At 58.3% G+C, this 19,730-nt stretch carries 18 protein-coding genes; 7 read left to right on the top strand and 11 right to left on the bottom strand.

Translation table 11 applies throughout. From position 1 onward, the window contains the following. The first annotated feature begins 401 nt into the window (after positions 1-401). Complete coding sequence (locus tag KRR23_RS04265; RefSeq protein ID WP_216741492.1) at positions 402-1,235, top strand: suppressor of fused domain protein; 834 nt, start codon at positions 402-404, stop codon at positions 1,233-1,235. A gap of 265 nt (positions 1,236-1,500) precedes the next feature. Here KRR23_RS04265 and KRR23_RS04260 read toward each other — a convergent pair whose 3' ends face one another. From KRR23_RS04260 to gstA, 6 genes are all read right to left on the bottom strand, one after another. After that, positions 1,501-2,931: an IS1182 family transposase gene (locus KRR23_RS04260; protein WP_216741491.1), complete on the bottom strand. Its 1,431-nt coding sequence runs from the start codon at positions 2,929-2,931 to the stop codon at positions 1,501-1,503. 208 nt (positions 2,932-3,139) lie between these two features. After that, complete coding sequence (locus tag KRR23_RS04255) at positions 3,140-3,904, bottom strand: DsbA family protein (protein WP_216741490.1); 765 nt, start codon at positions 3,902-3,904, stop codon at positions 3,140-3,142. A 230-nt stretch (positions 3,905-4,134) separates the two neighbouring features. Beyond that, positions 4,135-5,175 (bottom strand): LLM class flavin-dependent oxidoreductase, encoded by a 1,041-nt coding sequence (locus KRR23_RS04250; protein ID WP_216741489.1) that lies wholly within the window; start codon positions 5,173-5,175, stop codon positions 4,135-4,137. A gap of 13 nt (positions 5,176-5,188) precedes the next feature. Next, entirely contained in the window at positions 5,189-5,854 is a 666-nt protein-coding gene (locus KRR23_RS04245) for an FMN-dependent NADH-azoreductase (RefSeq protein WP_216741488.1), read from the bottom strand. Positions 5,855-5,951: 97 nt separating this feature from the next. Next, the gene (locus KRR23_RS04240) at positions 5,952-6,791 is read right to left on the bottom strand and encodes an SDR family oxidoreductase (RefSeq protein WP_216741487.1); all 840 of its coding nucleotides are present in this window, start codon (positions 6,789-6,791) and stop codon (positions 5,952-5,954) included. A gap of 136 nt (positions 6,792-6,927) precedes the next feature. Then, a complete protein-coding gene (gene gstA / locus KRR23_RS04235) occupies positions 6,928-7,545 on the bottom strand; it encodes a glutathione transferase GstA (protein ID WP_216741486.1) in 618 nt (205 codons plus the stop codon). A 101-nt stretch (positions 7,546-7,646) separates the two neighbouring features. Here gstA and KRR23_RS04230 point away from each other — a divergent pair, with 101 nt between their 5' ends. Then, positions 7,647-8,594 carry a LysR family transcriptional regulator gene (locus KRR23_RS04230; protein ID WP_216741485.1) on the top strand — a complete coding sequence of 316 codons (948 nt, stop codon included), beginning with the start codon at positions 7,647-7,649 and terminating at the stop codon, positions 8,592-8,594. A gap of 436 nt (positions 8,595-9,030) precedes the next feature. On the opposite strand, the gene KRR23_RS04225 is transcribed toward KRR23_RS04230, so the two are convergent. Beyond that, the gene (locus tag KRR23_RS04225; RefSeq protein WP_216741770.1) at positions 9,031-10,557 is read right to left on the bottom strand and encodes an MFS transporter; all 1,527 of its coding nucleotides are present in this window, start codon (positions 10,555-10,557) and stop codon (positions 9,031-9,033) included. Between the two features lies 1 nt (position 10,558). Here KRR23_RS04225 and KRR23_RS04220 point away from each other — a divergent pair, with 1 nt between their 5' ends. Together KRR23_RS04220 and KRR23_RS04215 are read left to right on the top strand one after the other, a co-directional pair. Then, positions 10,559-10,696 (top strand): hypothetical protein, encoded by a 138-nt coding sequence (locus KRR23_RS04220; RefSeq protein ID WP_216741484.1) that lies wholly within the window; start codon positions 10,559-10,561, stop codon positions 10,694-10,696. Between the two features lie 53 nt (positions 10,697-10,749). Beyond that, positions 10,750-11,610: a LysR family transcriptional regulator gene (locus tag KRR23_RS04215; RefSeq protein WP_216741483.1), complete on the top strand. Its 861-nt coding sequence runs from the start codon at positions 10,750-10,752 to the stop codon at positions 11,608-11,610. Between the two features lie 203 nt (positions 11,611-11,813). On the opposite strand, the gene KRR23_RS04210 is transcribed toward KRR23_RS04215, so the two are convergent. The 3 genes from KRR23_RS04210 to KRR23_RS04200 are packed head-to-tail and all read right to left on the bottom strand — an operon-like array spanning position 11,814 to position 16,019. After that, positions 11,814-12,470: a DUF1266 domain-containing protein gene (locus KRR23_RS04210; RefSeq protein ID WP_216741482.1), complete on the bottom strand. Its 657-nt coding sequence runs from the start codon at positions 12,468-12,470 to the stop codon at positions 11,814-11,816. Positions 12,471-12,480: 10 nt separating this feature from the next. After that, positions 12,481-13,701 carry a hypothetical protein gene (locus KRR23_RS04205; protein WP_216741481.1) on the bottom strand — a complete coding sequence of 407 codons (1,221 nt, stop codon included), beginning with the start codon at positions 13,699-13,701 and terminating at the stop codon, positions 12,481-12,483. Beyond that, positions 13,692-16,019, bottom strand: a complete 2,328-nt coding sequence (locus tag KRR23_RS04200) for a hypothetical protein (RefSeq protein WP_216741480.1) — start codon at positions 16,017-16,019, stop codon at positions 13,692-13,694. Before KRR23_RS04200 ends, KRR23_RS04205 begins: the two co-directional genes overlap by 10 nt. Positions 16,020-16,476: 457 nt before the next feature. Between KRR23_RS04200 and KRR23_RS04195 the strand changes: the two genes are divergently transcribed. The 3 genes from KRR23_RS04195 (at position 16,477) to KRR23_RS04185 (ending at position 18,980) form a co-directional block, all read left to right on the top strand. Continuing rightward, positions 16,477-17,454: a hypothetical protein gene (locus KRR23_RS04195; protein WP_216741479.1), complete on the top strand. Its 978-nt coding sequence runs from the start codon at positions 16,477-16,479 to the stop codon at positions 17,452-17,454. Between the two features lie 325 nt (positions 17,455-17,779). Then, the gene (locus KRR23_RS04190) at positions 17,780-18,202 is read left to right on the top strand and encodes a hypothetical protein (protein ID WP_216741478.1); all 423 of its coding nucleotides are present in this window, start codon (positions 17,780-17,782) and stop codon (positions 18,200-18,202) included. A gap of 157 nt (positions 18,203-18,359) precedes the next feature. After that, the gene (locus KRR23_RS04185; RefSeq protein ID WP_216741477.1) at positions 18,360-18,980 is read left to right on the top strand and encodes a tyrosine-type recombinase/integrase; all 621 of its coding nucleotides are present in this window, start codon (positions 18,360-18,362) and stop codon (positions 18,978-18,980) included. Between the two features lie 101 nt (positions 18,981-19,081). Here the strand turns inward: KRR23_RS04185 and KRR23_RS04180 are convergent, their stop codons facing one another. Continuing rightward, positions 19,082-19,678, bottom strand: coding sequence for a hypothetical protein (locus KRR23_RS04180; RefSeq protein ID WP_216741476.1), 597 nt, complete (start codon positions 19,676-19,678; stop codon positions 19,082-19,084). Positions 19,679-19,730: the final 52 nt, after the last annotated feature.

The raw sequence follows: 19,730 nt of genomic DNA, 5'->3' as shown, positions 1-19,730 counted from the left end.
CCTCGCATCTCAGATGAGTGAGCGATCACCTCTGCTCCACCCCCGGGCGACGAAAAGAACCGAATGTGTCGGGACCCCTTATAGCCCCGACGTCACTAAATCTACAGACTCGGTCGCTACTCATGGCAGCTTTCTGTATCAATCCTAACGCGAGGGAACGACTGCTACTGACCGATTTATGCCCATCGCGAAGGGCAGAAAACGCCAATAGCTGCCGTTGAGCGTCTACGAAACCAACGGTGACTCACAACTTTGCACCATGGTGATGCAGGAGCGAAATGTGCTTTTGCTTTTGCGTTTTCATATCAAAGCCAATACGCCAGAATGCGTTCAACGCCTGCCATCAGATCAGCGAGTGCTGACACTTGTGGGTCTGAGCCGATAGCCAGCAAGGAACGCACATGAATTTCTTCAAGAAACTTCTCGTCTCATTGAAAAGTCCTTTGACCCAAGACGTCCAACCTACACCGCCCCCCCTCGAATTGCGCGAGCCTGTTACTCCCAGCAGCTTGACTGAGGCTGAAGTGGTAAATCAGGCAGCCCGACAAGCTAGCGAAGCGTGCCTGGATCGTCATTGGGGATCCGTCGGCACAGTCGAGCGGGATGTCCTTTCCTATATCATTAGTCCGAGCTTTTCGGGTGGCCCTTACTGGCCCTCGACCCGTCAGGCTTACCGAGTAGTCCGCCGTGGCGACTCAGTTATCATCGCCACCGAAGGCCTGTCAGATCCATTCGATGATGCTGAAGGGATGGGCAATGGTTTCGAAATGGAGTTGTTCATAGAAACAGCAGATATACCCGAACACGCCCGTGGCCCCTTGGGTGAGGTCGATCCTTTCAAGCGCAGTTGGGCATTCGAGCTGGTGGAGCACGTTGCCAAAACGGTGGCAGATGCTGGAGGAATCACCCACCGTCTTGAGCAGTATGGTGCGCTATCTCTCGAAATCCCCGGGTTCAGCCTGTCGCACCACATGAGTGATCAACTCCCCAGACTCTTCATGACCGATGACGACTCTACCGGCGTCTTGCTGGGAGCCCCTGAACCGGATTTCCCTACCCAACTGGATGACATGCCTTTATCCCCGGTCAGATTGGTTCCAGTGGTATTGATCACAGCGTCGGAGCTTGAATACGTCCGTTCTGGCGGGCGAGAGGCACGCGAGGATCTGGTGGTCCGTTTGAAGGCTGCAGGCATCGGACATATGAGCAGCCTTCATCGTGCTAGCGTTGTGTGACACCGGGCGGCTCTCAACCGGTAGCTGACCGAGGCGAACGGCTGTTTTAAGTCTAATGTCAGCTTTGGTTTTTTTTGCCAGTCGCGACCGGCTGAAAACGGCCCAGAGTGTGTAAAAACGCTCATGGATCTCATCGTCGTGGAGCAGTGACGTTCGTTCGTTGGCTGAGCGATCGCACGGTCATGCCGCGGGCCGCATCAGTCGCAGCCTGGAACACGCCATTGCTGTTTTTACAGCCTCTGTGATGGGCCAAAATCGGCCTTTTTCAGGCCGTCAGCGCTTTCATCAAACCGTTGGCTCCGATGATTTTCATAACCCGTTTCAAGTTGTAGGCGAGAACATTCAAGCTCATCTCCGCACTCACCCCGGCCAGCTTTCGGGTCAGGAAGTGCGTGGCGCCCATCCATTGTTTGAGCGTCCCGAAGGGATGCTCAACTGTCCGTTTTCGGACTCGCATCATCTCTGGTGCTTTGCTCAGCCGACGCTGCATCTCCTCCAATACGGCTTCATGCTCCCAGCGTCGAACTCGTCGTTCCGTGCTCGGTGTGCACTGCAATTTCAACGCGCAGCCCCGGCATTTCGAACTCCAGTAACGATGCAACTTCAGGCCTTTTTCAACGTAGGAATAGTGCCAGATCAGCGCCTCTCCAGCCGGGCAAATGTATTCGTTTTTTTCCGCGTCATAGATGAAGGCATCGTTATTGAAACGCCCGTCAGCCTTGGCTCCAGAGGTCATCGGCTTGGGCACGTAGGCGGTGATGCCTGCATCGTGACAAGCCAGGATTTGTTCGCTTTTGAAGTAACCTCGGTCAGCCACTACCGACAACGTATCTGACGCCATCGCCTCGCGGGCCTGCTTGGCCATCGAGCTGAGTTGATCGCGGTCGGAACCGACGTTGGTCACCTCATGCGCAACGATCAAATGGTGCTGGGTATCAACCTCTGTTTGCACGTTGTAACCGACGATTCCAGTGCCACGCGTCATCATGGAACGGGCGTCTGGATCGGTCAGTGAGACCTGTTTATCCGGGGATTCGTTGAGCCGGATTTCGATCGCTTGAAGCTCCTTCATTTGCGTCTTCAGCTTGGCTATTTTCTCTTCCAGCCGCACGGCGCTGGGCTCGGAAGCTGTGGGTTCTTGCCGATCGGCAGCATCGAGTGCCGCCAGGTAACGGCTGATGCTCGATTCAATTTCTTCCATTCGCCGCTTCAGTTTGGCGCTGGTGAAATTGCGGTCGCGGTTGTTGACGGCTTTGAATTTACTGCCATCGATGGCGACCAGATTTTCTCCGAACAGTCCCAACTGCTGACACAGCACAACGAACTGGCGACAGACGCCTCGGATGGCCTTGCTGTTGTCTTTTCGGAAGTTGGCGATGGTTTTGAAATCAGGCATCAAACGCCCGGTCAGCCACATCAGCTCGACGTTGCGTTGGGCTTCTCGCTCCAAACGTCGGCTCGACTGGATGCGGTTGAGATAACCGTAGATATAGATCTTCAGCAGGATTGCGGGGTGGTAAGCAGGCCGGCCTGTGTCAGCAGGAATAGCACCGTCAAAACCCAGATTGACCAGGTCGAGTTCATCGACGAAGACATCGACTATGCGCACCGGATTGGTATCGCTGACGTAGTCGTCGAGGCTTTCGGGAAGTAAGGTGCTTTGGCCTCGATGTTCACCTTGGATGAAGCGCTTCATGGGCGATCCTTGCGATGAAATCCTCAGAAATCATAGCAAGGGTTCAAGAAAGCGTTTTTACACACTCTGGGCCAAAAGCAGTCGTTGGTTGAGTCCCTCGTCCAAGGCGGCTTTCGGCTGAACAGTCTCTATGAAAACCGGGGCTATTCAGAATATTTCCGCTGGCTTGCGTTTCAATTCGACCTCATTGCAGGAAGATCATCATGGCTCAGATCTCGCGTGGCGCAACGTGTGAGTTCTCACCTGTACTCATTAGATGCTCGATTCGCGCAATTGTGGCTGCAGCAGTCGTAGCCCCCGAATTTAGTTGCTTTAAATCTCCACCAACCTCAAGCAGAAGGGTTGGAAATGATCGAACGCCCCATGCTTGGCATTGCGTGAATTGTTCATACACGGCGCTTTGAGCGGCGGCAGTGGTGAAGCGCGAGCGGAACTCATCAAAAGATATCGAAGCGTCTTCACAGATTGACCTATAAAAGCTCACATCCTTAGGATCCTCACCTTCAACATAAAACTTGCGCTGCACGGCAGAGAAAAACGCAAGGGTTGCCGATGCGACCAGCCCTTGCTGGGCAGAGATCTGCTCGGCGATCACAACGGCTCTGCAGGCAGGCTCCGTGTCGTAGTCGAAGTACTTGGCTGCCAACAAGGAGAAGCCAAATGGCTGACCTGTGACCTTAGCGACATGCGTCCACTCTTGACGTAGAAACGCCTGGAAGGCTGGTACCCATGGATCACCCCCGCCTGCTCGCAGACCTCCCATGGTGAGCGTGAAACCGATCTGCTTTTGTTCACAGTAGCGCGCGAGCTCTTCGAGTGCAGGTGAGATACCCCAGCACCAAGAGCACATTGGATCGCCGATATATTTCACCGTAACTTCGCCGGAAAAGTGTCTTGCCGTTTGAGCAGTTGAGTGGCCAGAGTGAGAAACCTGGCAACTACCGCTTGCAGGGTCGCAGTCCAAAAATCGCATGATTAAATTCCACTGATTGAAGGCTCGGCAAGTGATTGCCATCTACTTCGATATCAAAAATTGCTAGCCGAACTGCACTGCTTCCATGAGTACCGGAGAGGGCCTGCATACGCTGCCTCATAAAGCCGCGTATCCAGCTGTCTAGGGGCTCTGAGCTTGATTTTGAAAGCCAGCAGGCGTTTAGCAGCGAGACACCGCGTGAGCGGTCACGGGAGGGCTGGATATGGTCATCAGCGCTCCCCAACTGCTCGTTGTACTGCAGGCCTTACCGCTCCGCCCAGCAATGTGATCGAGCGCAGCAGTGCTGGTTGGTCACGCGCTGCGGAGTTCATCAGTACGGTGATGCGGTCGATGCCTGCGAGATCCAGATCGGCTTGCCGGATCTTGGTGATCACCGTATCCGGGCTACCCACCAGAAAGGCACCGTGACGACTGGTCATCTGGTCGTATTGCGCGCGCGTGGCAGGCGGCCAGCCGCGCTGGGCACCGATCTTGGTGAACATGTATTGCCATCCAGGGAAGAACGACGCGTGCGCCTGTTCGTCGGTGTCCGCTACGAAGCCGAAGGTGTGAACGCCGACCTTCAGTGCACTCTCGGAATGCCCCGCAACAGCGCCGGCCCGGCGGTACAGATCGACGAGCGGGCGGAACCGCGCAATATCTCCGCCGATCACTGCGATCATCAGCGGCAAGCCCAACGTGCCTGCACGGATGAAGGACTCAGGGGTACCGCCGACACCCAACCATATGGGCAACACAGCTTGCTGCGGACGCGGATAGACGCCTTGGCCGCGCAGTGGCGCCCGAAAGTGCCCCGACCATTCGATCTGCGTGCTCTCACGCAGTGCGAGCAGCAAGTCGAGCTTTTCGGCGAATAGCGCGTCGTAATCGGCGAGGTCGTGGCCGAACAGCGAATAGGCCTCGATCGATAAACCGCGGCCAACGACGATTTCGGCCCGGCCACGCGCGATTAGGTCGAGCGTCGCGAATTCCTGGAAGACGCGCACTGGATCTGCCGCGCTCAGCACCGTGACGGCGCTGGTCAGTCGGATAGTCTTCGTGCGGGCAGCAGCAGCCGCGAGTATCACAGCCGGTGCACTGTCGAGATAGGCATCGCGATGGTGTTCGCCAATACCGAATACGTCCAGCCCGGCCTGGTCTGCCGCTTCGACCTCATCAAGCAGGAACGCCATGCGATCTGCGTCGCCGATCAGTGGTTCGTCGCCGACTGCAGCCGAGGTGGCGGCGAAACTGACAATGCCAATGTCCATGAATGTTGCCCGTTCAATGTATGTGGCAGAGTTGCCGACCGGTTGCAGGAGGCTTGTTTACGGTCAGTCCGACCGTGAGCGTGGCGATCCGCGCTTCGGCATCGCGGATTGCGGAAGCACGCTGATCTGGGCCCGTCGCGACGCCATCGGCAGTAACTGCTTCGGACGGTACGCCAAGAAAGCCAAGCGCCGAGCGCAGATGGCCCTCTGTGTGTTCGAAAGAGACCATCGGCGAATCACCGATATAGAAACCACCACGCGATACCGCCAGGATGGCGCGCTTACCGGTTACCAATCCTTCGGATTTGCCGTCGGGCGTGAAGCGGAATGTCTTTCCGACCACAACGAGGCGATCAAGCCAAGCCTTGAGCTGACTGGGCACGGCGAAGTTGTACAAGCCTGCACCAATCACAAGAATATCTGCGGCGAGGAACTCCTCGAGTACAACCGCACCCTCGGCCAATTCAGCCTTCAACGCGGGTGAATAGTCTTTCTCGGGAGCCATGGACGCCGCGAAGTATTCGCCCGACATGTGTGGCAGCGGATTGGCAGCTACGTCACGGTAGGTGACCTCGACGTCGTTACGGCCTGCGCGCAGTTGCGCCACGATCGCGGCCGACAGTTGGCGGCTGACGGAGGCATCGCCGAGGATGCTGGAATCGATGTGAAGGATTTTCATGGCGGTGTTCTTTCACTCAAATTTAAGAGGCAAAGGGATTCTTGGGTCGTGCGCAGCAAAGCGTCACGACCTTGAAAGGGAGGCGAGGCGGCGGCGACTAGGCTGTCAGCGCGGACAAGTTGTCCTGCGCGTAGGCTCTCAGCGTCCGCGGTGCTTTGCCGGTCAACGCAGCGACATCATTGGTCACCGCACCGGTCCATCCTGCGCGGACGGGGTAGAAGATCGAGGCCATGAAAGCGGCGTAGTCGGCGGGTACACCGACGCCCTTGAGCATCTCGATGAATACTTCGTCCGAGGTCGCGGTGTATTGCACCGGCTTACCGGTCACTTCAGACAGGATCGCGGCAGCATCGGCATAGGTGAGCGCCTCAGGGCCGTTGAGGTTGAACGCTTTGCCGTCGAACGCGGTTGAGGTCAGCGCCGCGATCGCGCTGTCAGCGATATCGCGGGCGTCGATGAAGCTCGACTTGCCCTCACCCGCAGGCAGCGCGATGTGGCCGTGGTCGAGACCTTGCTTCCAGAACGTGTGGAAATTGTCCGAGAACCAGTTCGGCCGCAAGATCACATAGGGTGTGCCGGATTTCTCCAGTGCAATCTCCACCTGTCGGTAGGGGATAGAGTCATCTGCGTCGACACCGATGACGCTCTGAAACACCACCTTGACCTTGCGGCTTGCTGCCGCCTGGACGAAGGGCAGCAAGAGCGCTTGCACATTCAGATAGCCTGCTGGCATCAGTACGTAGGCGCGGTCGACGCCTTCCAATGCCGCAGCAATGGTCTCCGGCTTACTGAAGTCGAAAGGCGTACCTTCTGCCCCCTCGACCGCCTGGCCCAGACGAGAGGCCGCCTTGACCGCCTCACCACGTGCCAAAAGGCCCCTGACCAGCGGCCTGCCGACAGTACCTGTTGCACCGAGAACAAGAATCTTCTTTGACATATCAATCTCCAGGATATCCGCTTCAAGCGGTTAGAAAATTAGGGCGAATCAAAGCGAATTGAAATTAGCGTCTAGCCGCCAGCACTGGCTTCGCATGGCAACATGCTGATCTCAATCCGCCTGAGACCGGTGTGAATCAGAGTTGGCCATATTCCTCTTCAAGTCCCTCAGCCTGGAGCGCGGCTTTGACTGCCGGGCGGGCCTCGACACGGGCCATGTAGCCTTTAAATTCCGAGAACGCGTCTAGCGAGATATCGAACTTGGCACACCAGCGTGTGAGTACGAAGAGATAGGCGTCTGCAACGGTGAAGGTGTCGCCCATGATGTATGCGCGACCGCCAGCCAAAACGCTGTTCAGGTAGGTCAGCTTGGCAATCACAGGGCGCTGTGCGTCAGTGGCATCTGCATTGGCCGCCAGGTAGAACAGTGGGGTGAAGGACTTGTGATAGTCCGAGGAGAGGTAGTTCAGCATCTCGTGCAGCCGGGTGCGCTCAAGCGTGCCGTTGGCAGGCACCAACGCAGGGGCGTAGCGATCCGCGAGGAACTGGGTGATCGCCGGGCCTTCAGTGAGCAGGCTGCCCTCGAACTCCAGGGCGGGCACAGTACCTTTAGGGTTGGTCTGGTAGTAATCGTCACCCGATGCGGTCTTGTGTTTCCACAGGTCGACCTTAGCGAGTGCGTGGGGCAGATTGGCTTCACGCAACACGATGTGAACAGCCAGCGAGCAAGAACCAGGGGAGTAATAGAGTTTCATGATTGAGATCCTTCGAGTTGATGGAAAGAATCGTAATTGGCAGTGCAAAAAAGAAAAATCCATCCCACAATGACTCTTGGTTCAATAATTGCGAACAATGAATGGACAAGCTCACCGCCATGGCCACCTTTGTGAAGGTGGTGGACGCCGGCAGTTTCACGCGTGCCGCCGATGCCCTGGGTCTCCCTAAAGCGCGTGTCTCCCAGCGCATAAGCGACCTTGAAATGCATCTCGGCGTGCGATTGCTTAACCGCACTACTCGCGCCCTAAGCCTGACGGACGACGGCACCGCATACTTCGATAAGTGCCAAGTCCTGCTGCAGCAAATTGACGAACTGGAGGCCACTCTGAATGGAGGGGTTGCGACACCCATCGGCCGCCTGAGGGTGGACTCCCTGGTCTCCATTGCACGCTGGGTAATCGCCCCGAGGCTGCACGATTTCCAGGCGCGTTATCCGAGGATCCAGCTAAGACTGAGCAGTTCGGATCGCATCAGTCACTTGCTGGAGGACGGCATCGATTGCACGATCCGGGGAGGCACGCTCAAGGATTCGAGCATGATCGCTCGACATCTTTGCGACATTCAGATGGGGCTGTATGCCTCGCCCGGGTACCTTGCCTCCGTCGGAGGGGTGGGTACCCCGGACGCGCTGTCGCAACTCAAGCGGATAAGCTGGTTCAGTGGCAGGGAGCGTAACCCGTTCGTTTGGGAGTTGGAGTCGGGGCCCGAACGTTTCGTGGTGCAGTCGGGCGATGGCATGCAGTTCGATGAACCCGATGTCGCTATCTCGGCATGCATGGCGGGAAGCGGTATCTGTCCTGGTGCCCCTTTTGCCGTTGCCGGGTTCGTCCGATCCGGGAAGCTGGTTCCCGTACTACCAGAATGGCACTTCTCTCCCCGGCCGGTGCATATCGTCTACCCCGGCTCCAGACACCTATCGGTTCGTGTGCGCTGCTTTGTTAACTGGATCCTGGAGATTTTTGCCGAGAGCAAAGAAATCCAACTTACTCCCAATGCGCTTGCGCAGGATTCCAGCCACCGGGAATGAATGCTACCTAACGATTTCTGCCTGTCCTAAGGAGCCCCTGACAGCCTTGGACGAACCCGGTTGACGATGGGGTGACCCGCTGGGTTGCAAACTCAGGGGGTTGGGGATTCGCTCGGCGTCGGCTTCAGCACTATCGCTCCGTCAATCACCTCAACAGCAAACACGTCGCCGATGCTCAATCCTAAGTCAGCGACTAGGTCCAGTGGCTAGTCAACGATAACGTCGCCGCTTCCATCCGCAGGATCTTGGCATTTCACTGTCCAACGTTGGGCTTTGTTCATGATGTCGTTCGAGCTGCGTTGTTGGGGGCGTTTCATTATGCTCGCGGTGCCTTACCCAATTGAAGCGTAATGCTGAGCAGTAATGTCCCTTATTGGTCGTTTTCAGCCCTCCGCGGCGGGCAGATATCGGCCAAAAGCAGTCCTTCGGATGACAGTCACTGCTGAAAATGAACGGTTTTACTCGAACGAAAGACCAAGCAGCTCGCTGCCACTAGCACCCATGCCGCAACCCCGCCATAGAGCATCACCCAGCCAAACCCATGCGCCAAAGCTGCGTTGGCGACATCGACCGGAATCGTAATTCCCTGGCCAGTCTGCGCCAACACGGTAGAGTTGCCTGCTGAAATATTCTCCGCCAGCAACCTCAGTTGAACATCATCGGACAAGCCAGATAACTGGTTGCGTAGAGAAGACAGAATACCTTCCACCAAGATGAATCCCATCAGCGCGATATTGATTGCAAGGCTGATCATACGAGCGCTGATATCGATACCCGATGCCATGCCGGCGCGCTCATTAGGCACCGATCCGGTGGTGGTATTGGTAACAGGTGTATTGGTCAGCCCCAGCCCGATCCCGGCGATCAGGCAGCCCGGAAGCATCGTCAGCCAGCTGGCATGCGCGACACTGCTGCCCCATTTCATCAGCAAGAACCCCAAACCTATGGTGAACAAGCCTGCGGGAATCACCACGTCAGGTCGATAGCGCAGCGCCAGCCGCTCGCTCAACGGGGGGACAACCAGCGTCGGCAGCGTATAGGCCAGCAGTGCCAGACCAGTGCCCACACTGGCGTAGCCCAGGCTGTTTTGAAAGTACAGAGGCAGGTAGATCATGAATGGCCAGAAGCTGAAGTTCATGGCCGCCGCCCCCAGCAATGCACCCGAGAAGCGGCGGATGCGGAACACTGAGAAGTCGAACATCGGATCGACATTACGTCGCTGTGCGACGACAAAGACGATGAAGCTGACCATTGCCACAACCAGACTGGCGATCGCCGAGCCACTGGAGAACCCCACCCCCGCTCCCTGAGTGATGAACCAGGAAAGGCCCAGCACCGCCAGCGACAGTGAAATAATACCCAACACATCAAGCCGGCGACGCTGCGGATCGCGTGATTCATCGACACCGGCGATCACCAGCACCAACGCGAACACGGCAATTGGCGCATGCACCAGGAACACCCATTCCCAACTCGACAACGCTACGATAGCTGCACCAATAATCGGACCGAACCCCAAACCGATGCCAAACACGATCCCCCACGCACTGAAAGCTTTGCCGCGCGCAGCTCCTGACTGGAATCGGTGAGACAGCACTGCCACCTGACAGATCAGCATGGCACCACCAGACATACCTTGCAGGCATCGGCTGGCGATCAACACACTGGGGCTGGGCGCCCATCCACAGCCCAGAGAGGTGATGCCAAAAAGCACCAGGCTAATGACAAACACTCGCTTGCGCCCATACCGATCCGCCAGTATGCCGGTGGCCATTAGTACCGTGGTGCAGGCGATGGTGTAGGCATTCATGATCCACTGCATATCTTTGAAATCGCTGCGTAGAACCGATTCAAGAGTGGGCAGGATTGCCGGCACGCTCGAGATCTCCAGGCCGAACATCAACGAGGCCAAGCAAACGGCGGCTATTGTGAAAACATCTTTTTGCGAATAAGTGAACGGCATCATGATCTTCCAGATCAAGTTGATGGGTGCTGGCAAGACCACCCTGAACGCCATCAGGGAAGAGATGCGAAAGTCTTGCCAGGGTCACCTGGCACAAGTCCAGGTGACCGGACGCATTCTGGAAGCAATTAAAAAATGACAGAAATGATTTAATTTCGTAAGTTTTATTAATATCCATCATGAGTCGACTTAATGGACTTCGACCCAACTCTGTTGCGTGCCTTTGTTGCGATCAAGGAGGCCGGTAGTTTCACTCGTGCCGCAGAGCGGCTGCACTTGAGCCAGTCTGCGATCAGTCATCAGATCCGGCGTTTGGAAGAACAAGCCGGTACCACGCTATTGATGCGCACCACCCGACGTTTGACGCTTACAGAAGATGGTGAAGATTTTCTGCGCCATGCCGAACACGTCCTCAGAGCGCAGGACGCCCTCTCCCTGCGCTTCAAAAAATCATCGGTATCCGGGGCTGTGCGCTTCGGTGTGCCAGAAAATTTTATCGGCGATGGTCTACCGCCGTTGCTGACTCGGTTCGCCAGACAATTTCCCGCAGTACGCCTGGATGTAACTGTCGGCACCTACCTCGATCTGCGCGCGCTGGTCGATGTCGATGGGCTCGATCTGGCCGTGGTCCTGGCATTGCCGGGAAGTCAGGCCGACGGCACCGTGCTGCGCGAAACCCGGTTTGTGTGGGCGGCGGCGCAGAGTTTCGACTTCTCCGGCGACGCCCCTTTGCCTCTAGCGTTTGCACCAGCGCCCTGCTTGCACCGCCAGGTGGCCGTAGAGGCATTGGAGCATTCCACTGTAGATTGGCGAGTCACCTTTACCTCCCCAAGTCAACAAGGACTGCGAGCGGCGGTATTGGCAGGGCTTGCCGTCACCGCTCTACCGCTGGGTGATCTGGAGCCTGGTATGGTGGTGATTGACGGTCAGCATGGCCTGCCACCGCTGCTGGCTGCTGATTTCAGACTGATTTGGAGTGTCACAGGAAAGACACCTGCGGCCGACGCATTTGGGCACCTGCTGGTGGAGATGTCTGAGTCGTCATCGATCTAGAACCAGCTGACTCGATTGGCATTGCAGTGATAAGCATCTGATAAGGAGACAGACTTATTTATCTACCATCAGCCTCGACGCTTGGTGCGCGCCGCAACACTGACGCTGCCCTGCTCGGCGGCGATGAAATACTCCAACTGGCGGAAGGTGAAGCCGATCATCGCAATGCCCCCTCTCGGATGCTTGAACCAACAGCTGCGCCGCTACCCCGCCAGAGCCGGGTTCAACGCCGCTGGCGTACGCCAGGACATATCGGCCCAGGCACCGCCGCCGGGCGCCAGCAACTGGCGCAGATGCTGCTCGTGGAACGCTTCGCCCAGCGAGTCGACGCGAAACGCCGCAACCCACTGCTCGCGCCCCAGCTTATAGGCTTTGCCGAAATCTTCCCAATCGTCGAAACAGTCCTGCGCCCGCTGCGCATTGAGCAGCAGCACACGCCAGGCGAGATCGGGCTCGAGCCAACGCATCAGCAGCGCACAACGGACCAGAAACGCCACCCGCGCGCAGGCAAAGGCCATGGCCGCACGCGGCTCATCGCCGGCCGTCAGCGCCTGCAGGTCGAGGCCGTACCATTGCTGTTCGAGGGTCGAACTGAAGTGCGCCCGCACCGCCTCGTCATTGCAATTGCTGCGTATCCCGGCCTGGTGCAGCAACGCTGCCCGCATGATCGTCTGCGCTTGCTCGGTGAAGTGATCGCACGCCGGCGAGTAGAAGCCCTCGACTTCCATCGCGTCGGCCATGGGCCTGGCCAGCAGCAGCGACCAGTGCCTGCGCTGGCTGAACAACGGCGTGGCGCCGCGTGGTCTGAATGCTCGCCACAACATCCAGGCTGAAACAACAGCTGCGATAAACAAAAACATGCCGTTCTCCTTACCTTGACCGGGCCTGCCAGGCCTGGATTTCCTCGGCCAGGGGCGAGGCCATGTCCGGCCACGGCACACCTTCGGTCAGGTACAGCGGGTCATTAGGCTGACGCTCAATGCGTTTACTGAAAATATGCCGGGTGGCGTACTTGACCGACACCGCTTGCGGGGCAACCTGCAAGAACTGCTGCGGCTGACGCCCGGCCACCAGCCATTCGACCATGGCCGAAGGCGCATCGAGGCGCTCGTACAGTTGCGGATAACGGGCCACCAGGCGAGTCTGGGCGGTCGGGTCGCTGACCTCTTCGATGCGCAGCCAGCCGGCTTCGGTGCGCACGATGCCGATGGCGATGCAGTCGGCGGGCGTCTGCTGGTCGGTGCCCAGGGCATTCAGGCACTGCAGCAGGTCCTGGTAATAGCGCTCGACCGGCGGCCGGTTCTGCTTGCCCTTGACCTGCTCGACGGTCAAGGTGCCGTCGGCCTGGACGATCAGGCTGATGGTGATGTGTGGCTGGCCCTGGCCGTCGCGAAAACTGAACACGCGCATGCGCCGCTGCTCCACCGCTTCGGCATAGCGCTCGCCGTAGCCGCCGGTCAAGGCGCGGCGATCGGCGAACTGGCCCAGGCAGTGGCGCATCACGTAGCTTTCAAAGGCCATTTCCGCGCGCAGCAAAGAACTCTCGGGGCGCAGCTCCTGCAGTACGTGCTCAGCGGTGGTCACCCGTGTGAGCAAGGCCTCGGGCTGGCTCTGGCGCCAGCCCTGCTCGACCCGCGCAGTCATCTGCACGTGTTCCTTTTCCCACAGTGCCAGCGCCTGCGGGCAGTTGATACGGTCGAGCTTGCCAGCCAGCGCCGTGCCCTGACGCGAGGTCAGGAACTCCACCAGCAAGGCCTCCTGGGCCAGCAGTGGCGCCTGCTGCGGATCGACCCAGACCAGCGGCGCAAGCGCCTGCTGCGAATCTTTGCCGGCGTCGCTTAAATGCCTGGCCACCCATGACGGCGGCTCGGCTCCCAGTGCCTCGACAGCCTGCTCCAGGGTCAGGATCCGCCGAGCAGGCTCGAAGTTGCCGACCAGATGACGGTAGAAATGGTTGAGCAACCATTTGCCCACCTCTGGCGCATCACCGCGGGCCTTGCTGCGCTCGGCAATGCCGCGCTTGAGTTGATCGGCATTGAGTGCGTTGCGCGGGGCGTAACCGGACTGTCGCAACTCTGGTGTCACTTCCATATCTGCCACCAGGCCTTGCCGGCCGGTTTTTCCGAAGCCTGCAGCTCGGCGATGCTCTGACGGAAGATTTCATTGTTGCCCTGGTCAACCTTGTTGTTCGGGTCACTGCGCAGGATGGAACGCTGGTAATAGGCCAGGGCCTCTTCCTTGCGCCCGAGGCCCTTGAGCACATCGCCGGCGCAGCCCAGCAGGGAGGATTCGTCGCGTTCATTGATGTGCGGCGCGTAACGCAGCCACAGGCTGGTGGCCGCCTCCGGCAGGCTGTACGACAGGTACATGGCAACTTTTATCCGTGCGAACAGCGGCGAGTATTTCAGCTCCTTGTCGCTGATTCCGCGCTCTTCCTGCCATTTGAGAATACGCTCCAGCCAGATCAGAATCTCGCGGTCGCGGTCCAGGCGGTACAGGGCGCGGGCGACGTCCTGCAGGTATTCTTCCGGGTCGTGGCGGCTGTAGCCATAGTCGGCTGCGTAGTGCCAGAGTTGTTCGGCGGCTTCGGCGATGCCCGGGTTATCCTCCAACAGAATGCGGTTTTGGAGGATGCCCTGATAATGTTCTGCGAACGAGCTGGCGGCGATACCGCGGGTATGCAACTCAAGGGCCTGTTCATACATGCGCTGGTCGTTGTAGCAGCGGTAGTTGATCGCCAGGTTGTTGCACAGCATCGAATACAGGTGCGCGCAGGCATCGAAGCGGTGCCCGCGGCCGCTGGCGAAGCATTGCTCCATACGGGCCTGGCCGTGTTCGTAGGCAACCTTTTGTACTTCGCGCAGCAGCGACCAGGCCTGATCTGCCTCCTCGCTCGAGAGCTTCTCGACTTGCGCTTCGACCAGGTCGTCGATGGCGTTCGCGAACTGGTAGTAGTACATGCCACTGGCCATTGGCGGCAAGGGTTGGCGCAGGGCATCGATAATGCCGAACACACTGGCATGGGCGCTGACCAGGCTGTAGGCGCTGCGGTTGTCCTGCATATCGCCGGCCGGGACGGCTTCGCGCAGCATCGTAAGTTCGGTGTTGACGTCGATGCGCCCGGCCTGGCGTTCACGCACCGCCATCAGGCGGGTGATCCACGGGTGGTTCGGCGCGCGGCGCCGGGCTTCTGCAAGGGCCTGGGCGAAGACGTTGTCGATTTGCTCAAGGTCATCGCGCGCGGCATGCAGTGCATCGAGCAGCGGGCCCTGGGACGGCGTCGACTCGTCACGCCACGGCAGGCCGGAAATGAACCGCTCCAGCACCGCTTGATCGTCACAGGCACGCATCACGCACAACGGCCACCACGCGGACTGGTCCTCGGCATCGAGCAGGCGATCGTGTACCCAGAAGGCCGTGCCCGGCCACATTTCGTCGCGCACTTCATAGATTTCCATGAACGCACGTTGCCCGGCCTCGTCGATCTGGCCGTTCTCAAGCAGCCAGGGCAAATGGAAATCAACGAAGTTGTCACCGCCGCTGGACTCCAGGCTCAGGGTCGCCACTTCACAGATTTTCAATGCGCCGGCCAGGTCGCCCTGGGCCTGCAGTGAACGGGCGGCCAGACGCGCCAGGCGCACTTCCCATTCCCGGCGCTGGGGCAGCGACAATTCGGCGATCAACCGCACCACAGGTTGCTCGAACATCGCCAGGCGCAACGGCACGATGTCGATCAGCGCATCACCCAGCCACAGCCAGTCGTTACCGTCGACATCCTGATTTTCGCCGGCGGTGCGCAACGCGGCAATTGCCGCCAGCGCGGCTTCGCGAGCCTCTTCGTCACGGTCATGGGCGGCCAGCACCCGGGCCCGGCGCCGGTGTTGATCGGCATCGTCCCAGGCCCGCAGGGCGTGACGGCCGGGGTTGATCAGGGCCAGGGTGCGACGCACCTCGATGACCTTGAGGGCGACGTCGAGGGTGGTGTGCTGCAGATCGTCGAAAATGCGGTAGCGCCGGTACTGCTCGATGTCGAACGGCAGCGGCTCGTTGGTCAATTGCTGCAGGGTGTCGAGCGCCTGCAGCAGGCCCTGCTCGTCTTTGAGGTAGTTGCCCAGCCGCAGTTGGCAGATCAGCAGATTGACCTTGAGTTCGTTGCGCGCGTCGTCAGGCGTAGCCTCGATCAGTGCCTGGCCGTCGTCGGCCAGTACCGCCTTGGCCGCGTCAGCGTCACCGGCGTTGACCCACAGCACGTGCAGACGGTCGATCGACTCCAGCGAGGCCGCCTTGAGCGGCTGGGCGCGCAGCTGGCCCAGCAGGTAGTCGGCACCGTGTTCCTGATGCTCGACCTCAAGACGGTCCATGAATTGATCCAGCTGGATGCCAGACAGCACGGTGCTGTTTTGCGTCATTGTGAACTCCATTTGCGAATGACTGTGCATCGCCCGATGCGTCCTGCGCAGCGCCTTTGAGTGGGGCAGCGGGTATCCGCGTGCGTCTGCCTTGGACTGGCAACGATGACGAAAGGGATCGGGCAATACAGCGAGGTGCTGCACGCTACCAGTTGGCGTTTGAAAATCCAAGAGCGTGCGGGGGGCGGAGTCAGTGATTAACGTGCAAACAGCGGATCGACACTGTGAATCGCCCCTGGATTGGTAGACACCTTCGAATGGCAGCTTCTGGCTGTGGATTCAACCGGTGGTGGCAGGCAGAAATCGGCCAGGAGCGGTCCGTCGAAGCCTGGTCCGAAATTGCTGACGATCACTAGGCTGAGAATTCTTCCAGCCAAGCGATTTCCGCGCGTGGTCGCGTGTCACCGATCGGCACGGAGTGTCACAATTGCGCCACCTTCAATCCCGAGCGCTCTCCATGTTTCGTCCAGCCCTGCAGATCGTCGCCGTGCTTCTGTCCTGGATGACCGCCACCACGGCGCTGGCCGACCCTCAGTACTTCCACAAGACCTTCGCGGGCCGCATTGGCGATCGCTATGCGTTTACGATGAATCTCAAGAATGTCGACGGCAGGCTGACGGGAAGCTATCGCCATGCCGGCAAGCGCAATGATATCTACCTGAGCGGCGAGATCGACCCATCAGGGACCTTTACGATGAACGAGTTCGGGAGTGCGGGCCAACGTACCGGCACCTTCACCGGCAAGGTGGCCAGCGACACGCTCGACGGCAACTGGGCATCGGCCCGTGGCGACCGGCGCTTGCCCGTTGACGCGCGTCAGACCTCGGAAATCATCATTGGCTCGAAGCGCGAGATTCTCACGCAGGCGATCGGCACTTATGCGCTCGATAGCGTCAGCGGCGTGGGCTGCCCCAGCGGCGTGTGGGAGTCGTGGCGAGACAAAGGCCGATGGAAATCGAACTTCTCGGTCGTCGAGGATGGGCACGGCGAGGTCTCAGACGTGAGCCTGACACGCGGGGACCGGCACCGGCTCAACAGCATGACGGTCACTTTGGACACCTCGCTCGCCACGCGCCTGAGAGTCGATGGCAAGGTGCTGCTGTCGATCCCGTACCGCGACACTGGCATGCAGTACGAGATCAGCCAGCCCCACAACGCTGGCATAGAGTACGAGATCAGCCAGCCCCTCAACAGCGTAATGGAGGATCACCTGAAGACGCTGTCGCCCGCCACCACCGTCTATAACGAGCATCTCTACCTGCTCGCCCGCGACGCGATCGATTTCACGCCGGCGATGTCGGGCAATTATCTGTCCAACGACGTGGGCGTCGTGACGGTCAGCTACGCCGTCGTCGGCAAGACCTTCGACGTCTACCTGCGGGACGACAACGGCTGCAGCGGTACCGTGTTCTCCTTCCGGCGCAAGGGCCGATGAAGGCGATGCATCATGCGCCTCTAGGTAAGGCCCCGAGTGCAGCGGCGGCGCCAGTGCTCGCCTGGATGGCCGCTGACGAGAAATGTGTACGACCGTTGAGGGTCGTTTTGAGCCGCTCACAACTGGCAGAAAACGGCCAAAAGTGGACATCCGCAGTCAAGAGGCAGCAATGGAGACGTGGCGAATCATTTTGTTCATTGCCAGGTAGGACAACGACAGTCCTGTATTTGCCTGCTGGATGAAAGTGAAAACAGACCTCCCCTATCCCTGCGAGAACGTGATAAATCAAGCCCCCATTTCAACGCAAAACATCTCAAGGACGCCCATGAAATACGATGATGCAAGCTGGCACCATGGCGGAGACTTTCCAGCAGGCCAACCACAGGAGCACGGCGGCACACACATAGCGCTGTTCTTGAGATGGTGTTTTGTTAAAGGCTGGGCTGGCGACTTTCACGCCGAGGAAGAGCCTGAAGCCGTCGCCCACGTGATCAGCGGCGAACTCTCCGCCACCGAGTTTCTCTTCAGGTATTGCGATGGCAAATTTACGGAGGAGGACTTGAACGATGCTGGGAATGAGATCGCGCAGCAGTATTACGGGAGCCATGGCCTTTACCTTCAAGACTACGCCGACCACTTTGGCAACTTGATGTACGTTGCCCCGGAATCCGCGCACGATTTTGAGGAGTTTTCCGCGATACTGGATGCTCGGGTTAAGAGTGGCGTGCTGATTAAAGCAGAGGCCTAACCGCGCTTCTGGCCGAAAACATTCGCTTATCGGCTCGGCGCCGCACATCTTGAACTATCTGCCTGGCATCAGTGGAGTGTCCGCTTCGGGTCGATTAGCGACCACCACGCATTGCGACTGATCCACCCTTGTCCTCCCTCAACCTGGAGGACAAGCCATGAACACTATTGCTATATGTCCCCATCAGCCTTGGAATAAGGGAAAGTTTGTAGGGCAGAAAGCTCCGCTCCGAGTCAGAGATATCTGGGCCATCCGCGTAAGACTTCAGCTTGCTGAGAAAACACGTGATTTGGCGCTGTTCAACTTGGCCATCGACCGCAAGCTGCGTGCCTGCGACTTAACCAAGCTGCGAGTACGAGACATTGCGCATGGTGAGCACGTGTCATCACGGGCCATCGTGATGCAGCAGAAAACTCAGCATCCAGTGCAGTTTGAAATTACTGAGCAAACACGAACGGTTCTGGAGGCTTGGATGCATCAGGCGCAGCTTCGCAGTGAGGATTTTCTGTTCCCGACCCGGCTGCATGGCTCAGATCATCTCTCCACTAGGCAATACACTCGAATAGTCAAAGCATGGGTAACAGCCATTGGACTTGACCCGACGATGTACGGTACTCACACGCTACGGCGAACCAAGGCATCGTTGATCTATCGCAGGACCAAGAACTTGAGAGCAATCCAACTCTTGCTTGGTCATACGAAGCTCGAAAGCACTGTCAGATACTTGGGTATCGAGGTAGACGATGCTCTAGAAATGGCAGAGCAGACAGAAGTCTAGTCATCCACTGCGACGGTCTAGGTCAGACCGTCGCTTCCCGACCCATAGTTGTCCTTCGCGAAGGACAGCAGAAGGCCAATCGCCGAGCGAAAGCTCAACGACTAACTTTGGTTTTTACAGACGTTGTAAACCTGATTCTGGTCCATTAATTCAACGCGCTGCCCATATCCTGTCATCATAACGAGCTTGCGTTCTGTGACCCCGGTTGGCTGATAGGACTTTCCCTGGGCATCGATGTGAGGACGGAAGCCGGCGGCTGTCATCTCATCGATCAGCTTTTTTCGTAGGGGGACGTCAATAAGCCCTCTGTTGTTGCCGGTAGTAAGAAATACGGGGCGATCGGCTTTCAATAACCACACCGGCTGCGCGCTTACATCACCGTTGAAAATGTACATGCAGTCGGTTGAGGCACTGGTGAATTCAGCCTGGCGAACGTAATGGCCTTTCTCATACCCGACAAGTGTGAGTAACCCGGGTTGGACCAGCGCAAGTGTATCTACCGTATCCATGCCTTCCTTTTGAACGCCATACTCAAAATAGGACCATTTCAGAGGGAGCATTCCTGGCGGTAAATGCTCCAAGTGAAGGTCTTGTTTCATACGGGCTAAATCTTCGGGTGATTCATAGGGAACTACACTGCTGCAGGCAGCAATCAGCGCGGCGCAGCTTCCAGCTAGTAGCATGTTTAGGAGTTTCACTGTCACTCTCCGTGTGTCCAAAAGTATGTGTCGGCATTGGCCAACTGAATAG

This window comes from Pseudomonas sp. CVAP#3, assembly GCF_018986375.1.
In the GTDB taxonomy this organism is placed as follows: Bacteria; Pseudomonadota; Gammaproteobacteria; order Pseudomonadales; family Pseudomonadaceae; genus Aquipseudomonas; species Aquipseudomonas helvetica.
The sequence above is the reverse complement of the archived record's forward strand: the minus strand, read 5'-3'. Positions and strand labels throughout refer to the sequence as shown.

Bases quoted from the DNA above. Each gene is read 5' to 3' on its own strand.
- KRR23_RS04195 (WP_216741479.1), top strand. From the start codon at position 16,477: ATGTTTCGTCCAGCCCTGCAGATCGTCGCCGTGCTTCTGTCCTGGATG.
- KRR23_RS04240 (WP_216741487.1), bottom strand. From the start codon at position 6,791: ATGTCAAAGAAGATTCTTGTTCTCGGTGCAACAGGTACTGTCGGCAGG.
- KRR23_RS04255 (WP_216741490.1), bottom strand. From the start codon at position 3,904: ATGCGATTTTTGGACTGCGACCCTGCAAGCGGTAGTTGCCAGGTTTCT.
- KRR23_RS04265 (WP_216741492.1), top strand. From the start codon at position 402: ATGAATTTCTTCAAGAAACTTCTCGTCTCATTGAAAAGTCCTTTGACC.
- KRR23_RS04220 (WP_216741484.1), top strand. From the start codon at position 10,559: ATGATCTTCCAGATCAAGTTGATGGGTGCTGGCAAGACCACCCTGAAC.
- gstA (WP_216741486.1), bottom strand. From the start codon at position 7,545: ATGAAACTCTATTACTCCCCTGGTTCTTGCTCGCTGGCTGTTCACATC.
- KRR23_RS04190 (WP_216741478.1), top strand. From the start codon at position 17,780: ATGAAATACGATGATGCAAGCTGGCACCATGGCGGAGACTTTCCAGCA.
- KRR23_RS04215 (WP_216741483.1), top strand. From the start codon at position 10,750: ATGGACTTCGACCCAACTCTGTTGCGTGCCTTTGTTGCGATCAAGGAG.
- KRR23_RS04250 (WP_216741489.1), bottom strand. From the start codon at position 5,175: ATGGACATTGGCATTGTCAGTTTCGCCGCCACCTCGGCTGCAGTCGGC.
- KRR23_RS04185 (WP_216741477.1), top strand. From the start codon at position 18,360: ATGAACACTATTGCTATATGTCCCCATCAGCCTTGGAATAAGGGAAAG.
- KRR23_RS04200 (WP_216741480.1), bottom strand. From the start codon at position 16,019: ATGACGCAAAACAGCACCGTGCTGTCTGGCATCCAGCTGGATCAATTC.
- KRR23_RS04210 (WP_216741482.1), bottom strand. From the start codon at position 12,470: ATGTTTTTGTTTATCGCAGCTGTTGTTTCAGCCTGGATGTTGTGGCGA.
- KRR23_RS04260 (WP_216741491.1), bottom strand. From the start codon at position 2,931: ATGAAGCGCTTCATCCAAGGTGAACATCGAGGCCAAAGCACCTTACTT.
- KRR23_RS04230 (WP_216741485.1), top strand. From the start codon at position 7,647: ATGGACAAGCTCACCGCCATGGCCACCTTTGTGAAGGTGGTGGACGCC.
- KRR23_RS04205 (WP_216741481.1), bottom strand. From the start codon at position 13,701: ATGGAAGTGACACCAGAGTTGCGACAGTCCGGTTACGCCCCGCGCAAC.
- KRR23_RS04225 (WP_216741770.1), bottom strand. From the start codon at position 10,557: ATGCCGTTCACTTATTCGCAAAAAGATGTTTTCACAATAGCCGCCGTT.
- KRR23_RS04245 (WP_216741488.1), bottom strand. From the start codon at position 5,854: ATGAAAATCCTTCACATCGATTCCAGCATCCTCGGCGATGCCTCCGTC.